Here is a 23,806-nt window from a genome sequence, read left to right as displayed (position 1 = left end):
TCATTCAGGAGAATTCACCATGACCGACTCACTCGCCCAGCGTGTCCAGCAACTTGGCCTGAGCCTGCCAACACCGAGCCAGCCCATCGCCAATTACGTCAACCATGTCATCAGCCAGAACCAGCTATTCATTTCCGGTCAGATTCCGTTACTGGACGGCAAACCGGCGTTCATCGGCCGACTCGGTGAATCGATCTCCGACGAAGAAGGCGCCAACGCCGCCGAACTCGCCGCATTGGGCCTGCTCGCACAACTGAACAATGCGCTCGGCGATGACCTGTCGAAATTGGTGCGCATCATTCGTCTTGGCGTGTTCATCGCCAGCGCCCCGGACTTCCCGCGTCAAGGTGCGGTCGCTAACGGCGCGTCTAACCTGCTGGTCAATGCCCTCGGCGAAAAAGGCCGGCATGTACGCACGGCTGTCGGCGTCTCCAGCCTGCCCGGAGGCGTGGCGGTGGAAATTGACGCGATTTTCGAGCTGCGCCCATGAACCCCGGCGAAGTGGAGCGTTTACGAGCGGCAACGCCGGGGTGCGCCAGCGTGATTCACTTCAACCACGCCGGCGCCTCGTTGCCGAGCCAGGCCACCCTCGATGCGATCGTCGAGCAACTGCGACTGGAAGCCGTTTGCGGCCCGATGGAGGCCGCCGACCAGAGCGTGCAGGCCCGTGCTCGCAGCGCGGCGGCCCTGTTGCTCAATGCACACGCTGAAAGCATCGCGTTCGCCAGCAGCGGTTCCGCGGCCTGGGGCATGGCGTTCAATGCGCTGGGGCCGTGGCGGGACGGTGAGCGGATTTTGGTCGGGCGCCATGAATGGGGCGGCAATCTCGCCTGTATCGCCCGGGCTGTCAGCGCCGGGGCACGACTGGAGGTGATTCCCTGCGATGAGACAGGCGCCGTGTCCGTGTCCGCTCTCCAGCAGATGATCGACCCGAAGGTGAAGCTGATCGCACTGACCTGGCTTCCGGCCAACGGCGGCCTGATCAACCCCGCCGAGGCCATTGGCGCCGTGGCGCGCCAGCACGGCATTGCTTACTTTATCGACGCCGGCCAGGCGCTGGGGCAATTGCCCTGCGACGTGCAGGCGTTGAACTGCGATGTGCTCAAGGGCGCCGGGCGAAAATTCCTCCGCGGCCCGCGAGGAACGGCGCTGATGTACATCAACCCGGCGTTTCTCGAACGGCTCTCGCCTGGCCATCTGGACGTGCTTTCCGCACCGTGGGACGGCGAAGGTTTCGCCGTGCGCGACGACGCTCGGCGCTTTGAAACCAGCGAAGTGTCGGTGGCTTTGCTGGCCGGGCTGGCCAATGCGTTGGAGGAGTTCAACCGCTTGGGTGCAACCCGGATTCGCCAGCGGATAGATGGATTGTGTCGGCAGTTGCGCCAACGCCTCGAAACGGTCAGCGGGCTGACGCTGCACAACCTGGGGCCGGCACATCAGCAATCAGGTCTGATCGCCTTCACGCTCAAGGGTTGGGACAGTGTTGAATTGAAGCAGCGGCTGGCGCAACGAGGGATCAACATCGGTGCCAATGGGGTGGCCTATACACCGTTGGACATGCAGGCCCGTGGGCTAGACAGCATCGCGCGGATTGCGGTCAGCTACCTCAACACCGAAGAGGAAATGGACGTGTTGCTGGAGTCCCTGAGCGAAATGTCCGCCCAACCAGGTCAAATCTGAATGTCGACCCACAACCCCTGACGCGACTCGTCTTCAATCAGCGGCGCTACCGGCACGGTGTTGTCGGCGTTGAGCTCGGTACCGGGAATCGCCAGGTGTTCTTCCGGGTTTTCATCGGCCTCGCGACGACGCCTTTGCTGTTCCTGCTTGCGGCGCTGTTCCTCGCGCAGCTGAAAAGCTGCCTCTTCCGGATCGCGCTGTTGCAGGTCGATCGTGCTTTCGTTGGAGCTTTCCTGCACCGGCACAACGGGCGGAATGTCCGGGCGCTGGCGGATCGGGTCGTGCTGGGAAGTGATCGGCACGGCACTCAATGGGAGCATCGGTGGCAGCATAATTAATAGTCTCCTGTCAGCAGGCTGTCGGCTGCGGGGATGGCGACTTGAGCCATCGGTCGCAAACTGTGACCTGATTGGCACTCACAAGTGCCCCGGCCTGCGCCCCTTGCATCGTTGAACTATCGTAATACCGTCAGTTTTTATGAGAGTCCTTTGGCCCTGAAGCCCTCATTCCGTTAAGATAGCCCGCTTTTTCAAGGTGGGAGTCAGGCAGCATGGCGCAGCAGTATCAACCGGGGCAACGCTGGATCAGTGACAGCGAAGCCGAGCTGGGTTTGGGCACCGTTCTGGCACAGGACGGCCGCTTGTTGACCGTGCTCTATCCGGCCACTGGCGAAACTCGCCAGTACGCGCTACGGAATGCGCCCCTCACCCGCGTGCGGTTTTCGCCGGGCGACTCGATCACTCATTTCGAAGGCTGGAAACTGACCGTGCAGGAAGTCGACGACGTCGACGGCCTTCTGGTCTACCACGGCCTCAACGCGCAGAACGAAGTGGTCACCCTGCCGGAAACCCAGTTGTCGAACTTCATTCAGTTCCGACTGGCCAGCGACCGTCTGTTCGCCGGGCAGATCGACCCATTGCCCTGGTTCTCCCTGCGCTACAACACCCTGGAACACACCAGCCGCCAATTGCAGTCGGCGCTGTGGGGCCTGGGTGGCGTGCGCGCGCAACCGATCGCGCACCAGTTGCACATCGCCCGTGAAGTCGCCGATCGCATTGCGCCGCGGGTGTTGCTGGCAGACGAAGTGGGTCTGGGCAAGACCATCGAAGCCGGTCTGGTGATCCATCGCCAACTGCTCTCAGGCCGTGCCAACCGTGTGCTGATCCTGGTCCCGGAAAACCTGCAGCACCAGTGGCTGGTGGAGATGCGTCGCCGCTTCAACCTGCAAGTCGCGCTGTTCGACGAAGAACGCTTCATCGAAAGCGATGCCGCCAACCCGTTCGAAGACACCCAGCTCGCGCTGGTCGCTCTGGAATGGCTGGTGGAAGACGAAAAGGCCCAGGACGCGCTGTTCGCCGCCGGCTGGGACTTGATGGTCGTCGACGAAGCTCACCACCTGGTGTGGCACGAAGACAAGGCCAGCCCGGAATATTCGCTGGTCGAACAGTTGGCCGAAGTCATTCCCGGCGTACTGCTGCTGACCGCGACTCCGGAACAACTGGGCCAGGACAGCCACTTCGCGCGTCTGCGCCTGCTCGACCCGAACCGTTTCCATGACCTGCACGCCTTCCGCGCCGAGAGCGAAAACTATCGCCCGGTGGCCGAAGCCGTTCAGGAACTGCTGGACCAAGGGCGTCTGTCGCCTGAAGCGCACAAGACCATTCACAGTTTCCTCGGCAACGAAGGCGAAGCGCTGCTGACCGCCGTCAATGATGGCGACACCGAAGCCAGTGCCCGTCTGGTTCGCGAACTGCTCGACCGCCACGGTACCGGCCGCGTGCTGTTCCGCAACACCCGTGCCGCCGTGCAAGGTTTCCCGGAACGCAAACTGCACCCGTATCCGCTGCCGTGCCCCGACGAATACCTCGAACTGCCGCTGGGCGATCACGCCGAGCTGTACCCGGAAGTCAGCTTCCAGGCCCAGCCGGATGCCAACGAAGAAGAACGCTGGTGGAAATTCGACCCGCGCGTCGAGTGGCTGATCGACCAGCTGAAAATGCTCAAGCGCACCAAAGTGCTGGTGATCTGCGCCCACGCCGAAACCGCCATGGACCTGGAAGACGCCCTGCGCGTGCGTTCCGGTATTCCTGCGACGGTGTTCCACGAAGGCATGAACATCCTTGAGCGTGACCGCGCCGCCGCTTACTTCGCCGATGAAGAATTTGGCGCGCAAGTGCTGATCTGCTCGGAAATCGGCAGTGAAGGTCGCAACTTCCAGTTCTCGCACCACCTGGTGCTGTTCGATCTGCCGTCGCACCCGGACTTGCTGGAGCAGCGGATCGGTCGTCTCGACCGGATCGGCCAGAAGCACATCATCGAACTGCACGTACCGTACCTCGAAACCAGCCCGCAACAGCGGCTGTTCCAGTGGTACCACGAAGCGTTGAACGCATTCCTCAACACCTGCCCGACCGGTAACGCCTTGCAGCATCAGTTCGGCCCGCGCCTGCTGCCGCTGCTGGAAAATGCCGACGACGGCGAGTGGCAAGCGCTGATCGACGAAGCCCGCAGCGAACGTGAGCGTCTGGAAGCCGAACTGCACACCGGCCGTGACCGCTTGCTGGAACTCAATTCCGGCGGCGCTGGCGAAGGTGATGCGTTGGTCGAGGACATCCTCGAGCAAGACGATCAGTTCACGCTGCCGATCTACATGGAAACCCTGTTCGACGCCTTTGGCATCGACAGCGAAGACCACTCGGAAAACGCCCTGATCCTCAAGCCGAGCGAAAAAATGCTCGACGCCAGCTTCCCGCTGGGTGACGACGAAGGCGTGACCATCACTTACGACCGCAACCAGGCGCTGTCCCGCGAAGACATGCAGTTCATCACCTGGGAACACCCGATGGTTCAGGGTGGCATGGACCTGGTGCTGTCCGGCTCGATGGGCAACACCGCCGTCGCGTTGATCAAGAACAAGGCGCTGAAACCGGGCACCGTGTTGCTGGAATTGCTCTACGTCAGCGAAGTGGTGGCGCCGCGCTCGCTGCAACTGGGCCGTTATCTGCCGCCCGCTGCGCTGCGCTGTCTGCTCGATGCCAATGGCAACGACCTGTCGGCCCGAGTGTCGTTCGAAACCCTGAACGATCAACTGGAAAGCGTGCCGCGTGCCAGCGCCAACAAGTTCATCCAGGCCCAGCGCGATCAGCTGACGCCACGGATCAACGCCGGTGAAGAGAAAATCTTCCCGCGTCACGCCGAGCGCGTGGCCGAGGCGCAACGTCGCCTCGCGGCTGATACCGATGAAGAACTGGCGCGCCTGACCGCGTTGCAAGCGGTCAACCCGACCGTACGCGACAGCGAACTGGTTGCCTTGCGTAAACAGCGTGAGCAAGGCCTGGCCATGCTCGACAAGGCTGCACTGCGACTGGAAGCGATTCGGGTGTTGGTGGCGGGTTAATCGCCCCCTGCTCTACCGAAAAAAAGGCCCGCAGCGATGCGGGCCTTTTTTGTCAGTCGGATTCCGTGGTGTTGCTGATGACCTCATCGCGAGCAGGCTCGCTCCCACATTGGTTTTGTGGCGCTCACAAATCCCTGTGGGAGCGAGCCTGCTCGCGATAGCAATTATGCAGTCGCCACAGAAACCCCAGGCTCAACCACAGCCACCAAACCATCCTTCATCCGCTTCGCATCCCGCACAAAACACCGCGATGCCAGAAACAGAAACACCATCGTCAGGAACAGCGCCACCGGGATCAGGTACATCGCGTCATGCAGCCCGACCGCCTTGAACGCTTCGGTCATCTGTGCGGCGCCGGCCGCCAGCATTGCCGTGTGCGCGAAGTGATCGGACAAACCGCCCACCACCACCGGTCCCAATCCGCCGCCCAGCAAATACAACCCGGCAAAGAATAACGCCATGGCCGTGGCCCGCAGGCGTGGCTCGACCACGTCCTGAATGGCCGTGTAAACACAGGTGTAGAAGTTGTAGGCAAACAACCAGCCCACACTGAACACCGCGACAAACACTCCGATCTCGATTCGCCCGGCATGCAACGCCCATGCAGTGCACAGCGTCGAAACGATCAGGCTGAACGCCGCAAACAGCAGTCGTCCATTGGCCACCCGCTGGTGAATCTTGTCCGCGACCCAGCCCCCCAATGTCAGGCCGAACAGCCCCGTCACACCGACGATTACACCGGTCGCCACCGCCGCTTCATGCAATGGCATCAGGAAATAGCGTTGCAGCATCGGCACCAGGAAGGAGTTGCAGGCATAGGTCGCAAAGTTGAAGCACAACCCCGCCATCACCAGCCACAGGAAGGTCGGCACCGCCAGCACCCGGCGGATTGGCCGGTCCACGCGCTCCTGCGAGACCTGCACACTTTCCGCTGCGCCACGTTTCGGTTCTTTGATGAAAAACATGAAGACCGCCAGGATCAGCCCCGGCACCGCCGCGATGAAGAACGGCGCGCGCCAGCTATCGAACGCCTTGACCATCCAGCCGATGGTGAAGAACGCCAGCAGCAGGCCCAATGGCAAACCCAGCATGAAAATACCCATCGCGCGCGCGCGGCGGTGGGCCGGGAACAGGTCGCCGATCAACGAGTTGGCGGCCGGTGCGTAACTGGCCTCACCAATGCCGATGCCCATGCGCACAATCAGGAAACTCCAGAAACTGCCCACCAGCCCGTTGACCGCCGTCAGCCCGCTCCAGGCCGCCAGCCCCCACCCCATCAACTTGGCGCGCGAGCCTGTATCGGCCATCCGCCCTAAAGGCAGGCCGGCAATCGCGTAGACGAGGGTGAATGCAGTCCCGATGATCCCCAGTTGAAAATCGCTGAGGTGCCATTCCATGCGGATCGGCTCGATGATGATGGCGGGAATGGTGCGGTCGAAGAAGTTGAACAGATTGGCCAGGAACAGCAGGAACAGAATGCGCCAGGCATTCGCCGCTTGGGTCGAGTTCTGCATGGGTCCGTCTCTTTTATTGTTATTGGGGCTTCACTGCCGACGCATCCGAGCCCGGAACCTGCAATCTAGTCAGGCCCGCCAGAGCTGTCTGTAATTATTCGTAAAGCTGATACCGCCCCATGGAACCCGGCGCTGTGCATGCAACAATTTATGTCTAAACGATCTAAATCTCATTCCAAAAAGGTTGGAATCAATATGCCACCACCGCTTGCGGCCTTTGTATGAGTTCTATACTGCAAAGCATTCGCCAGCGTGCATGACGCGGCCAGGACAAGACGAGGCGCGCTATGGAGTGGCTTGGTTTGCGTTTTTTTGCCGAGACAGCAAACGGGCAGGTTATCCTCAATTGCACGCATGACCCCTTTCTGGTGCTACTGGCGTACCTGGTCGCCTGCGTAGGCGGCTTCGCCACACTGGACATGGCCGAACGGGTCGGGCATTCGGAAAACCCGGCCTCGCAACGGCTCTGGCGCTGGGTCGGTGCTGCCTGCCTGGCGGGCGGGATCTGGGCCATGCACTTCATCGCCATGCTGGCATTTCAGGCGCCGGTCGAGATTCATTACGAACTGCCTATCACCCTTGCCTCCCTGTTGATTGCCCTGCTCACCTCGTGGTTGGCGATGCACACCCTCAGTCATCCTCGCCTGAGACTTTGGCAGTACGTCCAGGCGGCCATTTGCATCGGCCTGGGCATCGCGACCATGCATTACGTGGGTATGTCGGCGATGCGTACGAATGCGATGACGTATTACCAACCGGGGCTGTTCACCCTTTCCATCGTCATCGCCATTGGCGCCAGCCTCGCGGCGCTGTTGCTGTCGAGCCGCTTGCGTGAAGGCTCTGGCCTGTTCCATCAATGGGTCAAATTCAGCGCCAGCCTGGTGCTCGGGGCGGGCATTGTCAGTATGCATTTCACCGGCATGGCCGCCTTCACCCTGGTGCTGCCGACCGGCAGCCTGCTGGCCTTGCCCGGTGACAACAATCACCTGCAACTGGGGCTGACGGTGGCGGTTATCACACTGCTGATCATTGGCAGCAGCATCAGCGCGGCACTCGCGGACAAGAAACTGCAACACAAGGAGCGCGACCTGCAACGGGTCAACACCCTGCTCAGCCAGCTGGACCAGGCGCGCATGTCGTTGCAACACTTGGCGAACTATGACGCCCTGACCAACCTGATCAACCGGCGCGGCTTCAACCAGATTTTCGCCGAGAAGCTACTTCAGAAGACCAATGAAGGCGGCATGCTCGCGGTGATGTTTCTGGACATCGACCACTTCAAGCGGGTCAACGACAGCCTCGGCCATGACGCCGGCGACGCATTGCTCAAAGTCCTGGCCCAGCACATCAAGGGCTCGGTACGCAGTCACGACGATGTGGTGGCGCGCTTCGGCGGTGACGAGTTCTGTCTCCTCATCAGCCTGCATGATCGCGACGAAGCCCGGCTCATGGCCCAGCGCATCATGCTGAAGATGAAGGAGCCGATCGAGTTGTCCGGGCGGCGCATGGTCATGACCACCAGCATTGGCATCAGCCTGTTTCCGGACGATGGCACCACCTGCGAGGAACTGCTGAAACACGCCGACCTGGCGCTGTACCAGTCCAAGGGCGGCGGGCGTAACGGCCTGAATTTCTTCAACCCGAACCTGAAAACCCGCGCCATGCTGGAGCTGCAACTGGAAGAGGAACTGCGCCATGCCCTGCGTGAAAACACCGGGCTGATCCTGCATTACCAACCGATTTACGATGTGCAAACCGCACAGGTCAGCAAGCTGGAAGCGCTGGTCCGCTGGCAACATCCGATTCACGGGCTGCTGGCACCAGACCGCTTCATTGCCATCGCCGAGGCCAATGGCCTGATTGCCGAGCTGGACAATTGGGTTCTGCGCAAGGCCTGCGAGGACCTGGGCGAGTTGTCACGTCAGGGCTGTGAAGATCTGCACATCGCCGTCAACTGCTCACCACTGAACCTGGGGCGCGAAGATCTGGCCGATGAAATCGAACACGCGTTACGCACCGCCGGAGTGGCGCCGCAACGACTGGAACTGGAAGTGACCGAGAACGCGCTGATGGGCAACATCGCCCATTCGCTGGTGTTGCTGCGCCAGATTCGCGCCCTCGGCGTGTCGCTGTCGATCGACGATTTCGGCACCGGTTACTCCTCCCTCGCCTACCTCAAGCGCCTGCCGCTCAATACGCTGAAGATCGACCGCTCGTTCATCCAGGATATTCCCAGGGCGACTCAGGACATGGAAATCGTTCAGGCAATTATCATCATGGCCCACACCCTGCATTTGCAGGTGGTCACCGAAGGTGTCGAAACCCTTGAGCAATACGAATTCCTCCAGCGTAACGGCAGCGATTTCGTCCAGGGCTACCTGCTCAGCCACCCGGTACCGCTGGCAGAACTGAGTCCAGTGCTGAGCGCAATCAACCAGCGCAAACACGCACACACGGTCAGTCTGCCAAGTCTGGCTCGCGGTACAGCTGCACCAGCGTCGACGGATCTTTTTCCAGGAATCCCTGGCTACCATGCAACCGCATCAATTGTGCGGCCAATCCGCTGATGGGCGTGGCCGAACCTTGCTCACGGGAAAATTTCACCGCGGTGTCGAGGTCCTTGAGCAGCGTGCGCACATGCCATTTGACCGGTTCGAAGCGGCTTTCGGCCATTTGCGGGGCAAGGATCTGCAACGGTTTTGAATCGGCAAAACCGCCGGCCAGTGCCTGCGCAATCAGGCTGGCCTGCACGCCGGAACGTTCGGCCAACGCGACGACTTCGGCGATGACCAGCGCGTTGCAGGCGACAATCATCTGATTGCAGGCCTTGGTCACCTGCCCCGCCCCGACCGCGCCCATATGAGTGACACGTTGGCCGAGGCTGAGCAGAACAGGTCTGACTCGCTCAAGGTCCGCCGCTTCGCCGCCCACCATGATCGCCAGGCTCCCGGCCTCGGCGCCGACAACACCGCCGGACACCGGAGCGTCCAGCCAACGCACGCCGGTCTGACTGGCCAACTGTGCCGACATTTCCCGCGTCGCGGTGGGTTCCAGGCTGGAAAAATCCACCAGCAACTGACCGCTTTTCCCACCCTCGACAATCCCGCCCGGACCAAACACCACTTCGCGCACCACTGCCGTGTCCGCCAGACACAACATCAATACATCGGCGTGCTGGCACAGCTCGGCAGGCGTGGCGACTTGTCGCGCGCCCGCCTCGACCAGCGGCGCGCATTTGGCCGGGTTGCGATTCCACACCGTCAGCGCAAACCCTGCCGCCAGCAGGCGCTGGCACATCGGCAAGCCCATCAGGCCGATCCCGGCAAAACCCAACGAAGGTAGTGTTGACATCATTTGGCCTTCTTTTTCATTAAAGATCGTCAAATACTGGCCGATTCATCATGACTAAGGAAAGGATTCCCCCGAGTGACGTTCAGGCCCAGTCCCTGACGCTTGGGCCCAATACGCGCTGAAAAAATGACGCGAGAACCCATCCGTGATGGTTTGACGACGCTTTGTCGTCCAGCCAACCAGCCCAGGTACATGGCGCACAATGACTTCTAAAAACAATCCGGCCACTGCGATATCCGATCTGACGCTGAGCCCCGCGGCGAACAGCCCCACGCCATCGAAGCCATTGAGCCCCTCGCGCCCGTTGGCGACTCAGCAATACCTGTATTTCACCGAGACCAACACCGACCGCATCCTCGATAACCTCGATGGCCTGCGCGACATGGTGTTCCCGCGCCCGCCGCACCTGGAAGGCGATAACGAGCAGCACAGCGATCAGGAATTCCCGTCGGTGTGCCTGATCGGCCTCGGTCGCTGCGGCTCGAACATTGCGCTGGACGTCGCGGAGCTGGTGTACAACGCGCGCAAGTTCTACCTCAACGAATTCAACAACGAAGATCGCCTGTCGCCGGACAAACGCTACGCCGAAAAGGGCTACAGCCCGGCCCAGTGGATCCGCAACAACCTGCGCCTGGGGCCGAACAAGGCCACCAAACCGGTGTTCCTGGTCGAGCCGCTGGTCATGCTCGGCGACCTAGACAAAGACATCGCCGGTCGCATCCGTTTCTCGCGCAAGGGCGAAAAAAGCGGCTTCCTGCGCGACTACAGCAAAATGAAAATCATGGACTTGTCGGAAGTCCACGCCGGTGGCGCCGGTAACGCGCCGATCCTCGGTCAGTACCTGGCCAAGATCATCCTGAACAAGGACACCCAGCGGTTCTCCAGCCCGGACTGGAAGATGATTCACTCGTACCTGATCGACAGCTGCGGCATCAAAGCCAACCAGTCGCGCCTGTACTTCTCGATCTTCAGTGCCGGCGGCGGTACCGGTTCGGGCATGGCCTCGGAATTCGGCCTGGCTCAGCAACACTCGTACATGAACAAGACGTTCGACACCAAGCCGATGGACGAGCACGACGGCAAAAGCGGTCATTCCTTCGTCTTCGAACCGATCTTCACCAGCGGCATCTGCGTGCTGCCGAACATTTCCGATCACCGCAGTGAAATGTCCGAGGCGCTGCACATCAACGCCGGTCGCCTGCTGTGCAAATACCTCTCGGAAGAATGGGACTTCTCCTACAACTTCGCCAACGAAGACAGCAGCGAAGCCAGCGTCATGGGCCGTATCCGCCCATGGAACGCGATGATGCTGATCTCCAACGACATCATGCGGTATGCCGAAGAAAGCGATGACGGCAACATCCAGAACATCGATGTCAACGCGATGGAAAAGCACGCCAACCAGTACATCTCACAACAGATCTTCAACATTCTGACGGCGCAGGCGGTTACGACCGACTACGACCAGAACTATTTCCGTCGCGCCGGCATCGACATCGGCGAAACCATTCGCCTCGACGCCAACGACCTGTTCATGAGCCTGGCCGGCCCGGTGGCGATTGCCTACGCCGAGTCGGTAGTCCCGGAAACTCCGCCACCGAGCAGCGACAAGTTCAAGGTGTTCGAGAAAGAGCCACAGCGCTTGAACATCGATGACCTGTTCTTCCGCTCCATCGACCTGCCGCACTTCAACAAAGTGACCCAGGCCATCGAAGGCATCAGCCTGCTGCCAATCGAGTCCAAGCGCTATCGCGCCTCGCTGGAGCAGTACAAGAATTCCGGTTACGACGCGGCCGCGTTGCACGACCTGCACTTCTTCAAGAACTGCTCGTCGGTGGTGTCGATTGTTTCGTTGCCGAAAGACTACAAGCTGTCGTACATGGACCTGAACCGGTTGAAGACCCACCTCAACAGCCTGTTCCCGAACACCACGCTCAAGCGTTATGCGCTGGTGATCGGCGCGTCGGCCAACTTGTCGCTGACCACATTGATCGCCAAGAGCCCGTGCCTGTCGGACGACTTCCTGACGCTGATCGTGGCCTTTATCAAGCGCTGCTTCGCGAAGAACCCGTACCGCTTCGACGACACGCTGGATAACTCGATCCTCGACTTCATCATCAATGAGGAATTCGACGAAGACCTGATCGACGACTTGCTGAACGAGTTCGAAAACCCGGCGAAGATCCTCGATACCAACTGGTATGCAATCAAACCGATGTACGAGAAGAAGTACCGCGAGCTGATCAACGACAAGGACAAGTTTGTCTCGATCAATGACATCCGTCTGTCGCGCGATTGCGTGAAGAAGGCGATCAAGTACCTGCGCGAGATCTATCGTCACCGGATTGGCAAGACCAAGGTTATTTCGCTGAATAACCATACGGGCAAGACGTTTACAGTCTGATTTGACTCCGCGTCGCGGCTGATCGCTGGCAAGCCAGCTCCCACAGGTTTTGTGTCGGTCACAAATGCTGTATTCGACACGGACACTGTGGGAGCTGGCTTGCCAGCGATGACGGCCTCACATTCAGCACAAATTCCAACATCCAGAAACAATTAAGCAGCCCATCGGCTGCTCAATAAACTGTTCCCGTTACGTTTACGTCACCCTCGCCAAGACCCTTCTGTGGCCTTTCTCTACGGCAACATGCCATCACGCTACTCGGCTACACACTTTTGCCCCGCGGACCATTGCACTCATTCGGTGCACAACTTCACTTCGTCGCCCTTTCCTGGATCAAAATCCACGGCGAAACCACCACTGCCCACAGCTCCGGATCGCGTTCAAAAAGATCCAGCGCCCGCGTTTCAGACAGCTTGGCGACCTCGTCGGCGGCCAGCCAGGCAGCCACTTTCTCACCTTCGTCAGTCGCCACGGCCTCCGCCGCCGCGATCAAATCCAGACCGGGATCGACCCACAATAGGGCACCCTTGGCGAAGAAGGGCTCCAGCTCCTTCCAGGTAATAGATGCGGTTTCACCAAGCAGCTTGGCATAGAGGGTGCTAGGTTCTTGAGTCATGGGTCCTGTCCGGAAAAGAAATCGACGTGAATGATAACGTCGGTGGTCTGGCAGAAAAACCCGGATGCAATTGAGTCACTGATCGAAAACTGCAGGAAAGCCAAGGATTGCTGATTTTTCAGCTGAACCCCCCGCCGCAATTCTGTCTTTTTCTTTCAAAAAAGCGACACCCTCAGGTTTTGCCCCCCGGCGCTGCCTTCCCAGGCTGACAATCGGCGCTCTACACTGTACCGGTACAGTTGCCGGGGGCATTTTCCGGAGGATATTCGAAGATATCTGACCCGGTTCTGCTGCTACGGCGCCAGGACTATAAAAACTACAACAGTAAGAGTGGAGCACTATGACTAAGGCTACTAAGCAGATTTCCAAACTGTTTGCCGCTATGGTTCTGGCCGGGGTTGCCAGCCATTCGTTCGCAGCTGACACCATCAAGATCGGCATCGCCGGCCCTAAGACCGGTCCTGTAGCCCAATACGGCGACATGCAGTTCAGTGGCGCCAAAATGGCCATCGAACAGATCAACGCCAAGGGCGGCGTAGACGGCAAGAAACTCGAAGCCGTTGAATACGATGACGCCTGTGATCCAAAACAAGCTGTGGCTGTCGCGAACAAGGTCGTCAACGACGGCGTCAAGTTCGTCGTCGGTCACCTGTGCTCCAGCTCCACTCAACCGGCTTCGGACATCTACGAAGACGAAGGCGTGATCATGATCACCCCGGCTGCCACCAGCCCGGACATCACCAACCGTGGTTACAAAATGGTGTTCCGCACCATCGGTCTGGACAGCGCCCAGGGCCCTGCCGCCGGTAACTACATTGCCGATCACGTGAAACCGAAAATCGTTGCTGTTCTGCACGACAAACAGCAATACGGTGAAGGCATCGCCACCGCCGTTAAGCAAACCCTCGAGAAGAAAGGCACCAAGGTTGCCGTGTTCGAAGGCATCAACGCCGGCGACAAGGACTTCTCCTCGATCATCGCCAAGCTCAAGCAAGCCAACGTCGACTTCGTCTACTACGGCGGCTACCACCCGGAGCTGGGTCTGATCCTGCGTCAAGCACAGGAAAAAGGCCTGAAAGCCAAGTTCATGGGTCCGGAAGGCGTGGGTAACGACTCCATTTCGCAGATCGCCAAGGACGCTTCCGAAGGCCTGCTGGTGACCCTGCCGAAATCTTTCGACCAGGATCCGGCCAACATCGCCCTGGCTGACGCGTTCAAAGCGAAGAAAGAAGACCCAAGCGGTCCGTTCGTATTCCCGGCCTACTCGGCTGTGGAAGTGATCGCCGAAGGTATCAAGGCTGCCAAGTCCGAAGACGCTGCCAAAGTGGCTGCTGCCATCCACGCCGGCACTTTCAAAACCCCGACTGGCGACCTGAGCTTCGACGCCAAGGGCGACCTGAAAGACTTCAAATTTGTGGTTTACGAGTGGCACTTCGGCAAACCTAAAACTGAAGCCAAGCCTCAGTAAGGCGTTGCCTGACTGACTGCCAATAAAGCCCACGGCGTGCCGTGGGCTTTGTTTTACGAACGTATTGGGCCGCGCTGGCGTGATCCGCCAGTCTCCCCACCTGAAAATCTCAAAACCGTCATCAGCGGTTCGCTGGCAAACCTCGCGTTCGAAGTGGATGCAGATCCACGGGGCTCGAGCGGGAAAATGACTCCACCAGTGAAATGCGTATCAGGTTTTTAGGAGCGCAGTAATGCCTGACCTCTATCACTTTTTCCAACAGCTGGTTAATGGTCTGACCATTGGCAGCACGTATGCCCTGATCGCCATCGGCTATACGATGGTTTACGGCATCATTGGAATGATCAACTTCGCCCACGGCGAGGTGTACATGATCGGTTCCTACGTGGCGTTCATCGCCATCGCCGGGCTGACCATGATGGGACTCGACAGTGTTCCGCTGTTGATGACCGCCGCTTTCCTGGCGACCATCGTCGTGACCAGTGCCTACGGCTACAGCATCGAACGGATCGCTTACCGCCCCTTGCGCGGCAGCAACCGTCTGATCCCGCTGATTTCCGCCATCGGCATGTCGATCTTCCTGCAGAACACGGTTCTGCTGGCCCAGGACTCCAAGGACAAATCCATCCCCAACCTGATTCCAGGCAACATTGCCTTCGGGCCAGGTGGCGCACATGAAGTGCTGATTTCCTACATGCAAATCGTGGTGTTCGTGGTGACCCTCGTCGCCATGCTCGGCCTGACGCTGTTCATCTCCCGCTCTCGCCTGGGTCGCGCCTGCCGCGCCTGCGCCGAAGACATCAAGATGGCCAACCTGCTGGGTATCAACACCAACAACATCATCGCCCTGACCTTCGTCATCGGTGCCGCGCTGGCGGCCATCGCGGCCGTGCTGCTGAGCATGCAATACGGCGTGATCAACCCGAACGCCGGTTTCCTCGTCGGCCTCAAGGCCTTCACCGCAGCGGTACTGGGCGGTATTGGCAGCATTCCCGGCGCCATGCTCGGCGGGTTGGTGCTTGGGGTAGCGGAAGCCTTCGGTGCCGATATCTTCGGCGACCAGTACAAGGACGTTGTGGCGTTCGGTCTATTGGTTCTGGTGTTGTTGTTCCGGCCAACCGGCCTGTTGGGCCGTCCGGAGGTTGAGAAAGTATGACTAGGAATCTTAAACAGGCGTTGTTCAGCGCCTTGCTGGTGTGGGCGGTGGCCTACCCGGTGCTCGGTCTGAAACTGACCATTGTCGGCATCAACCTCGAAGTCCACGGCACCAGCAATGCCACGCTGATCACCATCGCCGTGTGTTCGGTGCTGATGTTCCTGCGCGTGCTGTTCGATCAACAGATCAGTTCGGCCTGGCGTTCTTCGCCCAACATGCCGCTGGTTCCGGCCAAGGCCAGTAACTTCCTGACCCTGCCGAGCACCCAGCGCTGGTTCATCATCGCGTTGATCGCTGGCGCGCTGGTCTGGCCGTTCTTCGGTTCTCGCGGCGCGGTGGATATTGCGACCCTGGTGCTGATCTACGTGATGCTCGGCCTGGGCCTGAACATCGTGGTCGGCCTGGCCGGTCTGCTCGACCTCGGTTACGTAGGCTTTTATGCCGTCGGCGCCTACAGTTATGCGCTGCTGTCGCATTACTACGGTCTGAGCTTCTGGATCTGCCTGCCGATCGCCGGCCTGATGGCGGCCACGTTCGGCTTCCTGCTCGGCTTCCCGGTCCTGCGTCTGCGCGGCGACTACCTGGCGATCGTGACCCTGGGCTTCGGTGAAATCATCCGTCTGTTCCTGCGTAACCTGACCGGTCTCACCGGTGGTCCGAACGGCATCAGCAACATCGAGAAGCCTACGTTCTTCGGCCTGACCTTCGAACGTAAAGCAGCCGAAGGCATGCAGACGTTCCACGAGTACTTCGGCCTGGAATACAACTCGATCAACAAGGTGATTTTCCTCTACCTGGTTGCGCTGTTGCTGGCCCTCGGTGCGCTGTTCGTGATCAACCGTTTGCTGCGCATGCCGATCGGTCGCGCGTGGGAAGCGTTGCGTGAAGACGAAATCGCCTGTCGTGCACTGGGTCTCAATCCTACGGTCATCAAGTTGTCGGCCTTCACCCTGGGCGCCGCCTTCGCCGGTTTCGCCGGCAGCTTCTTCGCTGCACGTCAGGGGTTGGTGACGCCGGAGTCCTTCACCTTCATCGAGTCGGCGATCATTCTCGCCATCGTCGTGTTGGGTGGCATGGGCTCGCAGCTGGGCGTGATCCTCGCGGCCGTGGTGATGATCCTGTTGCCGGAAATGATGCGAGAGTTCAGTGAATACCGCATGTTGATGTTCGGCGCCTTGATGGTGCTGATGATGATTTGGCGACCTCAAGGCCTGCTGCCCATGCAACGTCCTCACATGGAGCTGCGCAAATGAGCCGCGAGATCCTTAAAGTTGAAAATCTGAGCATGCGCTTCGGCGGCTTGCTGGCGGTCAACGGCGTGGCCCTGACCGTGAAGGAAAAGCAGGTGGTTGCGCTGATCGGCCCCAACGGCGCCGGCAAGACCACCGTGTTCAACTGCCTGACCGGTTTCTACAAACCGAGTGGCGGCAGCATCCTGCTGGACGGCGAGCCGATCGAAGGCTTGCCGGGCCACAAGATCGCCCTCAAAGGCGTGGTGCGGACTTTCCAGAACGTGCGTTTGTTCAAGGACATGACCGCGGTCGAGAACCTCTTGATCGCCCAGCACCGTCACCTGAACACCAACTTCCTCTCCGGCCTGTTCAAGACCCCGTCGTTCCGCAAAAGCGAGCGCGAGGCCATGGAGTTCGCCGAGTACTGGCTGGACAAGGTCAACCTTACGCAGTTCGCCAACCGTCCGGCCGGCACCCTGGCCTACGGTCAGCAACGTCGCCTGGAAATCGCTCGCTGCATGATGACCCGTCCGCGGATCCTCATGCTCGACGAACCGGCTGCCGGCCTGAACCCGAAGGAAACCGAGGATCTCAAGGCGCTGATCGGCATGCTGCGTGAAGAGCACAACGTCACCGTGCTGCTGATCGAACACGACATGAAGCTGGTCATGAGCATTTCCGACCACATCGTCGTGATCAACCAGGGCACGCCCCTGGCCAACGGCACGCCGGATCAGATCCGCGACAATCCTGAAGTGATCAAAGCCTATCTGGGGGAAGCGTAAATGCTGCAATTCGAAAACGTTTCCACCTTCTACGGCAAGATCCAGGCGCTGCACAGCGTCAACGTCGAAGTCCGTCAGGGCGAGATCGTGACCCTGATCGGTGCCAACGGCGCTGGCAAGTCGACCCTGCTGATGACCCTTTGCGGTTCGCCGCAAGCCCACAGCGGCAGCATCCGCTACATGGGCGAAGAGCTCGTCGGCCAGAGTTCGTCGCAGATCATGCGTAAAAGCATCGCCGTCGTGCCGGAAGGTCGTCGGGTGTTTGCCCGTCTGACCGTGGAAGAAAACCTCTCCATGGGCGGTTTCTTCACTGAAAAGGGCGATTACCAGGAACAGATGGACAAGGTCCTCGGACTTTTCCCACGCCTGAAAGAGCGCTTCAACCAGCGCGGCGGCACCATGTCCGGCGGCGAACAGCAAATGCTCGCGATCGGCCGTGCGCTGATGAGCAAGCCCAAGCTGTTGCTGCTCGACGAGCCTTCGCTGGGTCTGGCGCCCATCATCATCCAGCAGATTTTCGACATCATCGAACAGTTGCGCAAGGACGGTGTGACGGTGTTCCTGGTCGAGCAGAACGCCAACCAGGCGCTGAAAATCGCTGACCGCGCGTACGTTCTGGAGAACGGCCGCGTGGTGATGCAAGGCACCGGTGAAGCGCTGCTGACCGACCCGAAAGTGCGCGAAGCGTACCTCGGTGGTTAAGCCTTCGTGATAAACAGAAAACGGCCTTCGGGCCGTTTTTTTATGCCTGTACACAATCCCCAGAACAATCAAAATCCCCTGTGGGAGCGAGCCTGCTCGCGATAGCGGTTTCATATTCAGCATTGATGTTGGCTGATACTCCGCTATCGCGAGCAGGCTCGCTCCCACAGGGTTTGTGGTCGTGTCAGTTAAAGCCGATCCAGCGCCTCCCCACTGCGCTTGAACCAGCCAATCAAATAATCCGCCAACACCTGCGTGCGCTTGGGCAACCCACCCTGATACGGATGCACCAGGTACATCGGCATGCGACGCGTCTGATAATCGCGCAGGAGCCAGCGCAAACGGCCGTCAGCCAATTCCGTTTGCAGTAGGTAGGACGGCAGACGCGCAATACCGGCCCCCGCCAGTGCGGCTTTTTTTAGCAGGCTGTAGTGATTGCTGGCGAACGGTCCCGATACGCGAACCCGCAACAACTCGTGTTGCTGGTGATACAGCCATTCTTCGCGACCGCTGTAGTGGCTGTTGAGTAAACAGCGGTGTTCCGCGAGTGCATGCGGTGTCAATGGTTCGCCGTATTGCTCAAGGTAGGCCGGGCTGGCGCAGGTCATCTCGTGCCAGGCCAACAGCGGTCGCGCCACCAGACGCTCGTCATTGCCGACGTCGGAGCGCACCGCCAGATCGAAACCGTCGCGGGACAAATCACGGTAATTGTTGCTGAGGTCGAGTTCGATTTGCACCTGCGGGTACTTGTGGGAAAACTCCAGCAACAACCCATCGAAGAACGTTTCTCCCAGGGATACCGGAACCGTCATACGCACCGGCCCTGCCATATCGTCTTTCAATCGCGCCAATGCCTGACGCGCCCGTTCCACTTGCACCACCAACGCCTGGGCTTGCGGCAACAGCGCCGCTCCTGCCGCCGTCAGGCTCAAGCGGCGGGTGGTGCGTTGCAGCAGCACCACCGAAAACCGCGTCTCCAACAGGCTGATGCGCTTGGACAACTGGCCTTTGCTGCAACCCAGTTGCTGCGCCGCCAAGGTGAAGCTGCCCGCTTCGATCAACACCGCAAACGCCGCCAGGTCATCCATCTCGCTCATGGATTGTTTCCATTTGAAAACCAAAGGTTGCCTATTAGCGCGCTTATCCGCAGAAAAAACCACTCTAGACTGAAGCCACTTTCAAACACATGAGGATAAACAGCATGAAAATTCTTTTGATTGGCGCTGGCGGCACCATCGGTTCGGCGATCGACAAGGAATTGTCCGAGCGTCACGAGATCATCCGCATCGGTCGCAACAGCGGCGATTTGCAGGTGGATATCAGCGACAGCGCCTCGATTCGCAAACTGTTCGAACAGACCGGCAAGTTCGACGCGCTGGTCTGCGCCGCGGGCAACGTGACCTTCGCACCGCTGGGCGAAATGACCGAAGACAGTTTCGCCCTGGGCCTGAAAGACAAACTGATGGGCCAAGTCAATCTGCTGCTGATCGGCCGCGAATTCGCCAATGACGGTGCGTCGTTCACCTTCACCACCGGCGTGCTCAGCCACGACCCGATTCGCAGCGGTGCGTCGGCAGCACTGGTTAACGGTGCTATCGACAGTTTCGTGCGTGCCGCCGCGATCGAACTGCCGCGCGGCCTGCGGGTGAACTCGGTAAGCCCGAACGTGCTGCTCGAAGCCATGGGCAAATACGCGCCGTACTTCCGCGGCTACAAACCGGTTCCGGCCGTCGATGTGGCACTGGCCTACGCCAAAAGCGTCGAAGGCCTGCAAACCGGTCAGACCTTTCATGTGGGCTGAGCCCTTGTGATGAACGGTCAGGCTGAGTAACGTGGCGGCACTTGTCTGGAGAGCCAAAGATGCGTGTTGCCCGTTCCTTAGTCCTTGTTGCCCTGCTTCCGCTGTTCGCCGCCTGCCAGTTGCTCGATGGCCCGCGTGAAAGTGCTTCCCACGTGGGCCAGACCCGAATGCAGGGTCAATTGACGGCGGCCGACGGCAAGCTGTTGTTCCAGCCATGCAATGAACAGCGCAGTTTCGTGGTCAACGACACCGGCGGCACCAGCGTCCTGCAAGAGGCCGCGAGCCTGGCCGATGCCCAGGGCAAGCTGTTCGCCGACGTGCGTGGCCGGATCGAGGGCAGCCGCCTGGACCTTGCGCAGTTGTACCGCGTCGAACGCTCGGGCACCGCGTGCGACGATCCGAATTTCAAACTGCTGATCCTGCGCGCCGCCGGCCATGGTCCGGAGTGGAACGTGAAAGTCAGTGGCAAAGGCATGGTCATCGACCGTGCGGGTCAACCACCCCTGGCCTTGCCTTACGTTGAAGAGCAACTGGGTGATGGCCGCTTCAACCTCAGCACCGAAGCCAACAACCAGCGCATCGAACTGTGGGTCGCGCCGCAACGTTGCGTCGACAGCAGCACCGGCAGTGTTCAGCACATGAGCGCCGAATTGCGCATCGATGGCCAGGTTCAACGTGGCTGCGGGTATTTCGGCGGATCGCGCGACGACTGATCGTTTAAGCCTCACGGGACTCGGCTTTTGGGGCTTATAATCGCCGCCTTCAAACGCCTTGGCGCAGTTGTGCGCCCCGCGAACCGGATCCCGTCATGTTACGAATCACTGAACTCAAGCTGCCGATCGACCATCCCGAAGAAGACCTGCGCCCTGCCATCGTGCAGCGCCTGGGCATCGCCAGTGATGACCTGCTCGATTTCACCTTGTTCAAGCGCAGCTACGATGCGCGCAAAAAATCCTCCGAACTGTGCTTCATCTACACCATCGACCTCACGGCGAAGGATGAGGCGGCGTTGCTGCACACGTTCGCCGACGACCGAAACGTCAACGTCGCGCCGGATGTCAGCTACAAAGTGGTCGGCCAGGCGCCGGCTGATCTGCAGCAACGCCCGGTCGTGGTCGGTTTCGGTCCGTGCGGGATTTTCGCCGGGCTGCTGCTGGCACAGATGGGCTTCAAGCCGATCATCCTCGAGCGCGGCACCGAAGTGCGCCAGCGCACCAAGGACACTTGGGGCCTGTGGCGCAAAAGCGTGCTCAACCCCGAGTCCAACGTGCAATTTGGTGAGGGCGGCGCGGGGACATTCTCCGATGGCAAGCTCTACAGCCAGATCAAGGACCCGAAATTCATCGGTCGCAAAGTCCTGCATGAATTCGTCAAAGCGGGCGCGCCGGAAGAAATCCTCTACGTCAGCAAACCGCACATCGGTACGTTCCGTCTGACCGGCGTTGTGGAAAACATGCGTGAGCAGATTCGCGCACTCGGCGGCGAAGTACGCTTCCAGCAGCGCGTCACCGACGTGTTGATCGAGGACGGCCAACTGGTCGGTGTCGAGCTCAACGGCGGCGAACAGATCCATTCGAAACACGTGATTCTGGCCCTCGGCCACAGCGCCCGCGACACCTTCCGCATGCTCCACGGTCGTGGCGTATTCATGGAAGCCAAGCCGTTCTCGGTGGGTTTCCGCATCGAACACCCGCAGTCGTTGATCGACCGCGCGCGCCTCGGCAAGTATGCCGGCCACCCGAAACTGGGTGCCGCCGACTACAAACTGGTGCACCACGCCAAGAACGGTCGCTCGGTCTACAGCTTCTGCATGTGCCCGGGCGGCACGGTGGTAGCGGCCACCTCCGAGCCGGGCCGCGTGGTCACCAACGGCATGAGCCAGTACTCGCGGAACGAGCGTAACGCCAACTCCGGAATCGTCGTCGGCATCACCCCGGAAGTCGATTATCCGGGCGGCCCACTGGCCGGTATCGAGTTGCAGGAACGCCTGGAATCCCACGCCTTTGTGCTGGGCGGCAGCAACTACGAAGCGCCGGCGCAACTTGTTGGCGATTTCATTGCTGGCAAACCGTCCACCGAGCTGGGCAGCGTTGAACCGTCCTACAAACCTGGTGTTGCCCTGGGTGATCTGGCGCTGGCCTTGCCGGCGTTCGCCATTGAGGCGATTCGCGAAGCCTTGCCGGCGTTCGAGAAGCAGATTCGTGGCTACTCGCTGCATGATGCGGTGTTGACCGGGATCGAAACGCGTACATCGTCGCCGCTGCGGATTACCCGTAACGAGTCGATGCAGAGTTTGAACGTGAAGGGCTTGTTCCCGGCGGGTGAAGGCGCGGGTTATGCGGGCGGGATTCTGTCGGCAGGGGTGGACGGGATTCGCATCGCGGAAGCCGTCGCTCGCGACATCCTCGGCCTCGAAGCCTGACGGGCAATTTCTGAAACAATGCAGAACCCTGTGGGAGCTGGCTTGCCCGCAATGGCGGTGGCTCAGTCAACATCTCCGTTGAATTTGAATCCGTCATCGCGGGCAAGCCCGGCTCCCACAAGGATTTCAGCGTCTGAACGATCTAGATATTGGCGCGCAGCACGGTCGCCGGCAATGGCTCACCCCGCTCGACACTCGCCGCCACGCTATCCATCAACCCACTCAACTCATACCCTTGAGCCTTGAGCCAAGCCTGATCGTAATAACTCGTCTCATATCGCTCGCCGCCATCGCACAGAATCGCCACGATCGACCCCGCTTCCCCTGCTGCCACCATCTGTTGGGCCGCCATCAACGCGCCGATCAGATTCGTCCCGCTCGACCCGCCCACACGCCGTCCCAAGCGTTGCGCCAGGTAGTGCATGGCAGCCAGTGACAGAGCGTCCGGCACCTTGACCATCGCATCAATCACCTTCGGGAGGAACGATGCCTCGACCCGTGGCCGACCGATGCCTTCGATCCGCGAACCGTGATCCAGGCGCAGGCTGGCATCGCCAGTCAGGTAGTAATCGAAAAACACCGAACGCTCGGCATCGGCACACAGCACGCGGGTGCAATGCTGGCGATAACGCACGTAACGGCCGAGGGTCGCGGTGGTGCCGCCGGTGCCAGGGCTGGAAATCAGCCAGCTCGGCTCGGGGTGCTGCTCGAAGCGCATCTGATGGAAGATCGATTCGGCAATGTTGTTGTTCGCCCGCCAGTCGGTGGCGCGCTCGGCGTAGGTGAACTGATCGATGAAGTGCCCGTCGTGCTCGCGTGCCAGGCGCTCGGATTCGGCGTAGATCTGCGTCGGGTCGTCCACCAGATGGCTCTTGCCACCGTAGAACTCGATTTGCGCGATCTTCTCTTTGGAGGTGCTGGCCGGCATCACCGCAATAAACGGCAGGCCCAGCAAACGGGCGAAGTACGCCTCGGAAATCGCCGTGGAACCGCTGGACGCCTCGATCACCGGCGCACCGGGTTTGAGCCAGCCGTTACACAACGCATAGAGGAACAACGAACGCGCGAGGCGATGTTTCAGGCTGCCCGTGGGGTGGCTCGACTCATCCTTGAAATACAACTCGATGCCCGGCAACCCCGGCAGCGGCAAAGGAATCAGGTGGGTGTCGGCGCTGCGCTGGAAATCCGCTTCGATGATCCGGATGGCTTCCCGGGCCCACTGTCGGTTGTCGCTCATGATGGTTTTCTCGTTGAGTCGGCCTTGTCACAAGGCTCAGC

General features: G+C 60.1%; 19 protein-coding genes. 13 read left to right on the top strand and 6 right to left on the bottom strand.

From position 1 onward, the window contains the following. The first annotated feature begins 19 nt into the window (after window positions 1-19). The gene (locus F8N43_RS10560) at window positions 20-490 is read left to right on the top strand and encodes a RidA family protein (RefSeq protein ID WP_150653730.1); all 471 of its coding nucleotides are present in this window, start codon (window positions 20-22) and stop codon (window positions 488-490) included. Then, entirely contained in the window at window positions 487-1,680 is a 1,194-nt protein-coding gene (locus F8N43_RS10555) for an aminotransferase class V-fold PLP-dependent enzyme (protein ID WP_150653729.1), read from the top strand. Before F8N43_RS10560 ends, F8N43_RS10555 begins: the two co-directional genes overlap by 4 nt. Here F8N43_RS10555 and F8N43_RS10550 read toward each other — a convergent pair. Continuing rightward, window positions 1,671-2,012: an aspartate-semialdehyde dehydrogenase gene (locus tag F8N43_RS10550; protein ID WP_150653728.1), complete on the bottom strand. Its 342-nt coding sequence runs from the start codon at window positions 2,010-2,012 to the stop codon at window positions 1,671-1,673. The genes F8N43_RS10555 and F8N43_RS10550 overlap by 10 nt on opposite strands. A gap of 218 nt (window positions 2,013-2,230) precedes the next feature. On the opposite strand from F8N43_RS10550, the gene rapA reads away from it, so the two are divergent. Next, entirely contained in the window at window positions 2,231-5,077 is a 2,847-nt protein-coding gene (gene rapA, locus F8N43_RS10545) for an RNA polymerase-associated protein RapA (protein ID WP_150653727.1), read from the top strand. Between the two features lie 164 nt (window positions 5,078-5,241). On the opposite strand, the gene F8N43_RS10540 is transcribed toward rapA, so the two are convergent. After that, entirely contained in the window at window positions 5,242-6,591 is a 1,350-nt protein-coding gene (locus tag F8N43_RS10540) for a spinster family MFS transporter (RefSeq protein WP_150639884.1), read from the bottom strand. A 287-nt stretch (window positions 6,592-6,878) separates the two neighbouring features. Between F8N43_RS10540 and F8N43_RS10535 the strand changes: the two genes are divergently transcribed. Beyond that, complete coding sequence (locus tag F8N43_RS10535; RefSeq protein ID WP_150653726.1) at window positions 6,879-9,158, top strand: putative bifunctional diguanylate cyclase/phosphodiesterase; 2,280 nt, start codon at window positions 6,879-6,881, stop codon at window positions 9,156-9,158. Here the strand turns inward: F8N43_RS10535 and F8N43_RS10530 are convergent. Next, window positions 9,049-9,945, bottom strand: a complete 897-nt coding sequence (locus F8N43_RS10530) for an NAD(P)-dependent oxidoreductase (RefSeq protein ID WP_150630988.1) — start codon at window positions 9,943-9,945, stop codon at window positions 9,049-9,051. The genes F8N43_RS10535 and F8N43_RS10530 overlap by 110 nt on opposite strands. Before the next feature lie 199 nt (window positions 9,946-10,144). Here F8N43_RS10530 and F8N43_RS10525 point away from each other — a divergent pair, with 199 nt between their 5' ends. Continuing rightward, the gene (locus tag F8N43_RS10525; RefSeq protein WP_150630989.1) at window positions 10,145-12,346 is read left to right on the top strand and encodes a hypothetical protein; all 2,202 of its coding nucleotides are present in this window, start codon (window positions 10,145-10,147) and stop codon (window positions 12,344-12,346) included. Window positions 12,347-12,656: 310 nt separating this feature from the next. On the opposite strand, the gene F8N43_RS10520 is transcribed toward F8N43_RS10525, so the two are convergent. Next, window positions 12,657-12,962, bottom strand: coding sequence for a DUF2288 domain-containing protein (locus F8N43_RS10520; protein WP_084321763.1), 306 nt, complete (start codon window positions 12,960-12,962; stop codon window positions 12,657-12,659). A 340-nt stretch (window positions 12,963-13,302) separates the two neighbouring features. On the opposite strand from F8N43_RS10520, the gene F8N43_RS10515 reads away from it, so the two are divergent. The 5 genes from F8N43_RS10515 to F8N43_RS10495 all read left to right on the top strand — a co-directional run bounded on the left by F8N43_RS10515 (window position 13,303) and on the right by F8N43_RS10495 (window position 18,305). Further along, complete coding sequence (locus tag F8N43_RS10515; protein ID WP_150630990.1) at window positions 13,303-14,430, top strand: branched-chain amino acid ABC transporter substrate-binding protein; 1,128 nt, start codon at window positions 13,303-13,305, stop codon at window positions 14,428-14,430. Window positions 14,431-14,662: 232 nt separating this feature from the next. Beyond that, window positions 14,663-15,586, top strand: coding sequence for a high-affinity branched-chain amino acid ABC transporter permease LivH (gene livH / locus F8N43_RS10510; protein ID WP_150630991.1), 924 nt, complete (start codon window positions 14,663-14,665; stop codon window positions 15,584-15,586). Beyond that, a complete protein-coding gene (locus F8N43_RS10505; protein WP_150630992.1) occupies window positions 15,583-16,839 on the top strand; it encodes a high-affinity branched-chain amino acid ABC transporter permease LivM in 1,257 nt (418 codons plus the stop codon). The genes livH and F8N43_RS10505 overlap by 4 nt, the downstream gene beginning before the upstream one ends. Next, on the top strand, window positions 16,836-17,603 hold the full coding sequence (livG, locus tag F8N43_RS10500) for a high-affinity branched-chain amino acid ABC transporter ATP-binding protein LivG (RefSeq protein ID WP_150630993.1): 768 nt from the start codon (window positions 16,836-16,838) through the stop codon (window positions 17,601-17,603). Before F8N43_RS10505 ends, livG begins: the two co-directional genes overlap by 4 nt. Next, window positions 17,604-18,305, top strand: coding sequence for an ABC transporter ATP-binding protein (locus F8N43_RS10495; protein ID WP_008034381.1), 702 nt, complete (start codon window positions 17,604-17,606; stop codon window positions 18,303-18,305). It abuts the gene before it with no gap. Window positions 18,306-18,493: 188 nt separating this feature from the next. Here the strand turns inward: F8N43_RS10495 and F8N43_RS10490 are convergent, their stop codons facing one another. Then, on the bottom strand, window positions 18,494-19,402 hold the full coding sequence (locus tag F8N43_RS10490; RefSeq protein ID WP_150630994.1) for a LysR family transcriptional regulator: 909 nt from the start codon (window positions 19,400-19,402) through the stop codon (window positions 18,494-18,496). A gap of 104 nt (window positions 19,403-19,506) precedes the next feature. Between F8N43_RS10490 and F8N43_RS10485 the strand changes: the two genes are divergently transcribed. The 3 genes from F8N43_RS10485 to F8N43_RS10475 all read left to right on the top strand — a co-directional run bounded on the left by F8N43_RS10485 (window position 19,507) and on the right by F8N43_RS10475 (window position 22,528). After that, window positions 19,507-20,106: a short chain dehydrogenase gene (locus F8N43_RS10485; RefSeq protein ID WP_150630995.1), complete on the top strand. Its 600-nt coding sequence runs from the start codon at window positions 19,507-19,509 to the stop codon at window positions 20,104-20,106. Between the two features lie 59 nt (window positions 20,107-20,165). After that, window positions 20,166-20,819, top strand: a complete 654-nt coding sequence (locus F8N43_RS10480; protein ID WP_150630996.1) for a COG3650 family protein — start codon at window positions 20,166-20,168, stop codon at window positions 20,817-20,819. Between the two features lie 95 nt (window positions 20,820-20,914). After that, the gene (locus F8N43_RS10475; RefSeq protein WP_150653725.1) at window positions 20,915-22,528 is read left to right on the top strand and encodes an NAD(P)/FAD-dependent oxidoreductase; all 1,614 of its coding nucleotides are present in this window, start codon (window positions 20,915-20,917) and stop codon (window positions 22,526-22,528) included. 142 nt (window positions 22,529-22,670) lie between these two features. Here F8N43_RS10475 and F8N43_RS10470 read toward each other — a convergent pair whose 3' ends face one another. Next, on the bottom strand, window positions 22,671-23,768 hold the full coding sequence (locus F8N43_RS10470) for a PLP-dependent cysteine synthase family protein (RefSeq protein ID WP_191623664.1): 1,098 nt from the start codon (window positions 23,766-23,768) through the stop codon (window positions 22,671-22,673). Window positions 23,769-23,806 lie beyond the last annotated feature (38 nt).

The organism is Pseudomonas fluorescens (assembly GCF_902498065.1).
Classification (GTDB): Bacteria; Pseudomonadota; Gammaproteobacteria; order Pseudomonadales; family Pseudomonadaceae; genus Aquipseudomonas; species Aquipseudomonas fluorescens_BJ.
Note: the sequence above shows the minus strand (reverse complement) of the source record. Positions and strands in the feature narration are given on the sequence as shown.

What these genes read in the sequence shown, in the direction of transcription:
- F8N43_RS10560 (WP_150653730.1), top strand. Translation starts at nt 20, where the DNA reads ATGACCGACTCACTCGCCCAGCGTGTCCAGCAACTTGGCCTGAGCCTG.
- F8N43_RS10555 (WP_150653729.1), top strand. Translation starts at nt 487, where the DNA reads ATGAACCCCGGCGAAGTGGAGCGTTTACGAGCGGCAACGCCGGGGTGC.
- F8N43_RS10550 (WP_150653728.1), bottom strand. Translation starts at nt 2,012, where the DNA reads ATGCTGCCACCGATGCTCCCATTGAGTGCCGTGCCGATCACTTCCCAG.
- rapA (WP_150653727.1), top strand. Translation starts at nt 2,231, where the DNA reads ATGGCGCAGCAGTATCAACCGGGGCAACGCTGGATCAGTGACAGCGAA.
- F8N43_RS10540 (WP_150639884.1), bottom strand. Translation starts at nt 6,591, where the DNA reads ATGCAGAACTCGACCCAAGCGGCGAATGCCTGGCGCATTCTGTTCCTG.
- F8N43_RS10535 (WP_150653726.1), top strand. Translation starts at nt 6,879, where the DNA reads ATGGAGTGGCTTGGTTTGCGTTTTTTTGCCGAGACAGCAAACGGGCAG.
- F8N43_RS10530 (WP_150630988.1), bottom strand. Translation starts at nt 9,945, where the DNA reads ATGATGTCAACACTACCTTCGTTGGGTTTTGCCGGGATCGGCCTGATG.
- F8N43_RS10525 (WP_150630989.1), top strand. Translation starts at nt 10,145, where the DNA reads ATGACTTCTAAAAACAATCCGGCCACTGCGATATCCGATCTGACGCTG.
- F8N43_RS10520 (WP_084321763.1), bottom strand. Translation starts at nt 12,962, where the DNA reads ATGACTCAAGAACCTAGCACCCTCTATGCCAAGCTGCTTGGTGAAACC.
- F8N43_RS10515 (WP_150630990.1), top strand. Translation starts at nt 13,303, where the DNA reads ATGACTAAGGCTACTAAGCAGATTTCCAAACTGTTTGCCGCTATGGTT.
- livH (WP_150630991.1), top strand. Translation starts at nt 14,663, where the DNA reads ATGCCTGACCTCTATCACTTTTTCCAACAGCTGGTTAATGGTCTGACC.
- F8N43_RS10505 (WP_150630992.1), top strand. Translation starts at nt 15,583, where the DNA reads ATGACTAGGAATCTTAAACAGGCGTTGTTCAGCGCCTTGCTGGTGTGG.
- livG (WP_150630993.1), top strand. Translation starts at nt 16,836, where the DNA reads ATGAGCCGCGAGATCCTTAAAGTTGAAAATCTGAGCATGCGCTTCGGC.
- F8N43_RS10495 (WP_008034381.1), top strand. Translation starts at nt 17,604, where the DNA reads ATGCTGCAATTCGAAAACGTTTCCACCTTCTACGGCAAGATCCAGGCG.
- F8N43_RS10490 (WP_150630994.1), bottom strand. Translation starts at nt 19,402, where the DNA reads ATGAGCGAGATGGATGACCTGGCGGCGTTTGCGGTGTTGATCGAAGCG.
- F8N43_RS10485 (WP_150630995.1), top strand. Translation starts at nt 19,507, where the DNA reads ATGAAAATTCTTTTGATTGGCGCTGGCGGCACCATCGGTTCGGCGATC.
- F8N43_RS10480 (WP_150630996.1), top strand. Translation starts at nt 20,166, where the DNA reads ATGCGTGTTGCCCGTTCCTTAGTCCTTGTTGCCCTGCTTCCGCTGTTC.
- F8N43_RS10475 (WP_150653725.1), top strand. Translation starts at nt 20,915, where the DNA reads ATGTTACGAATCACTGAACTCAAGCTGCCGATCGACCATCCCGAAGAA.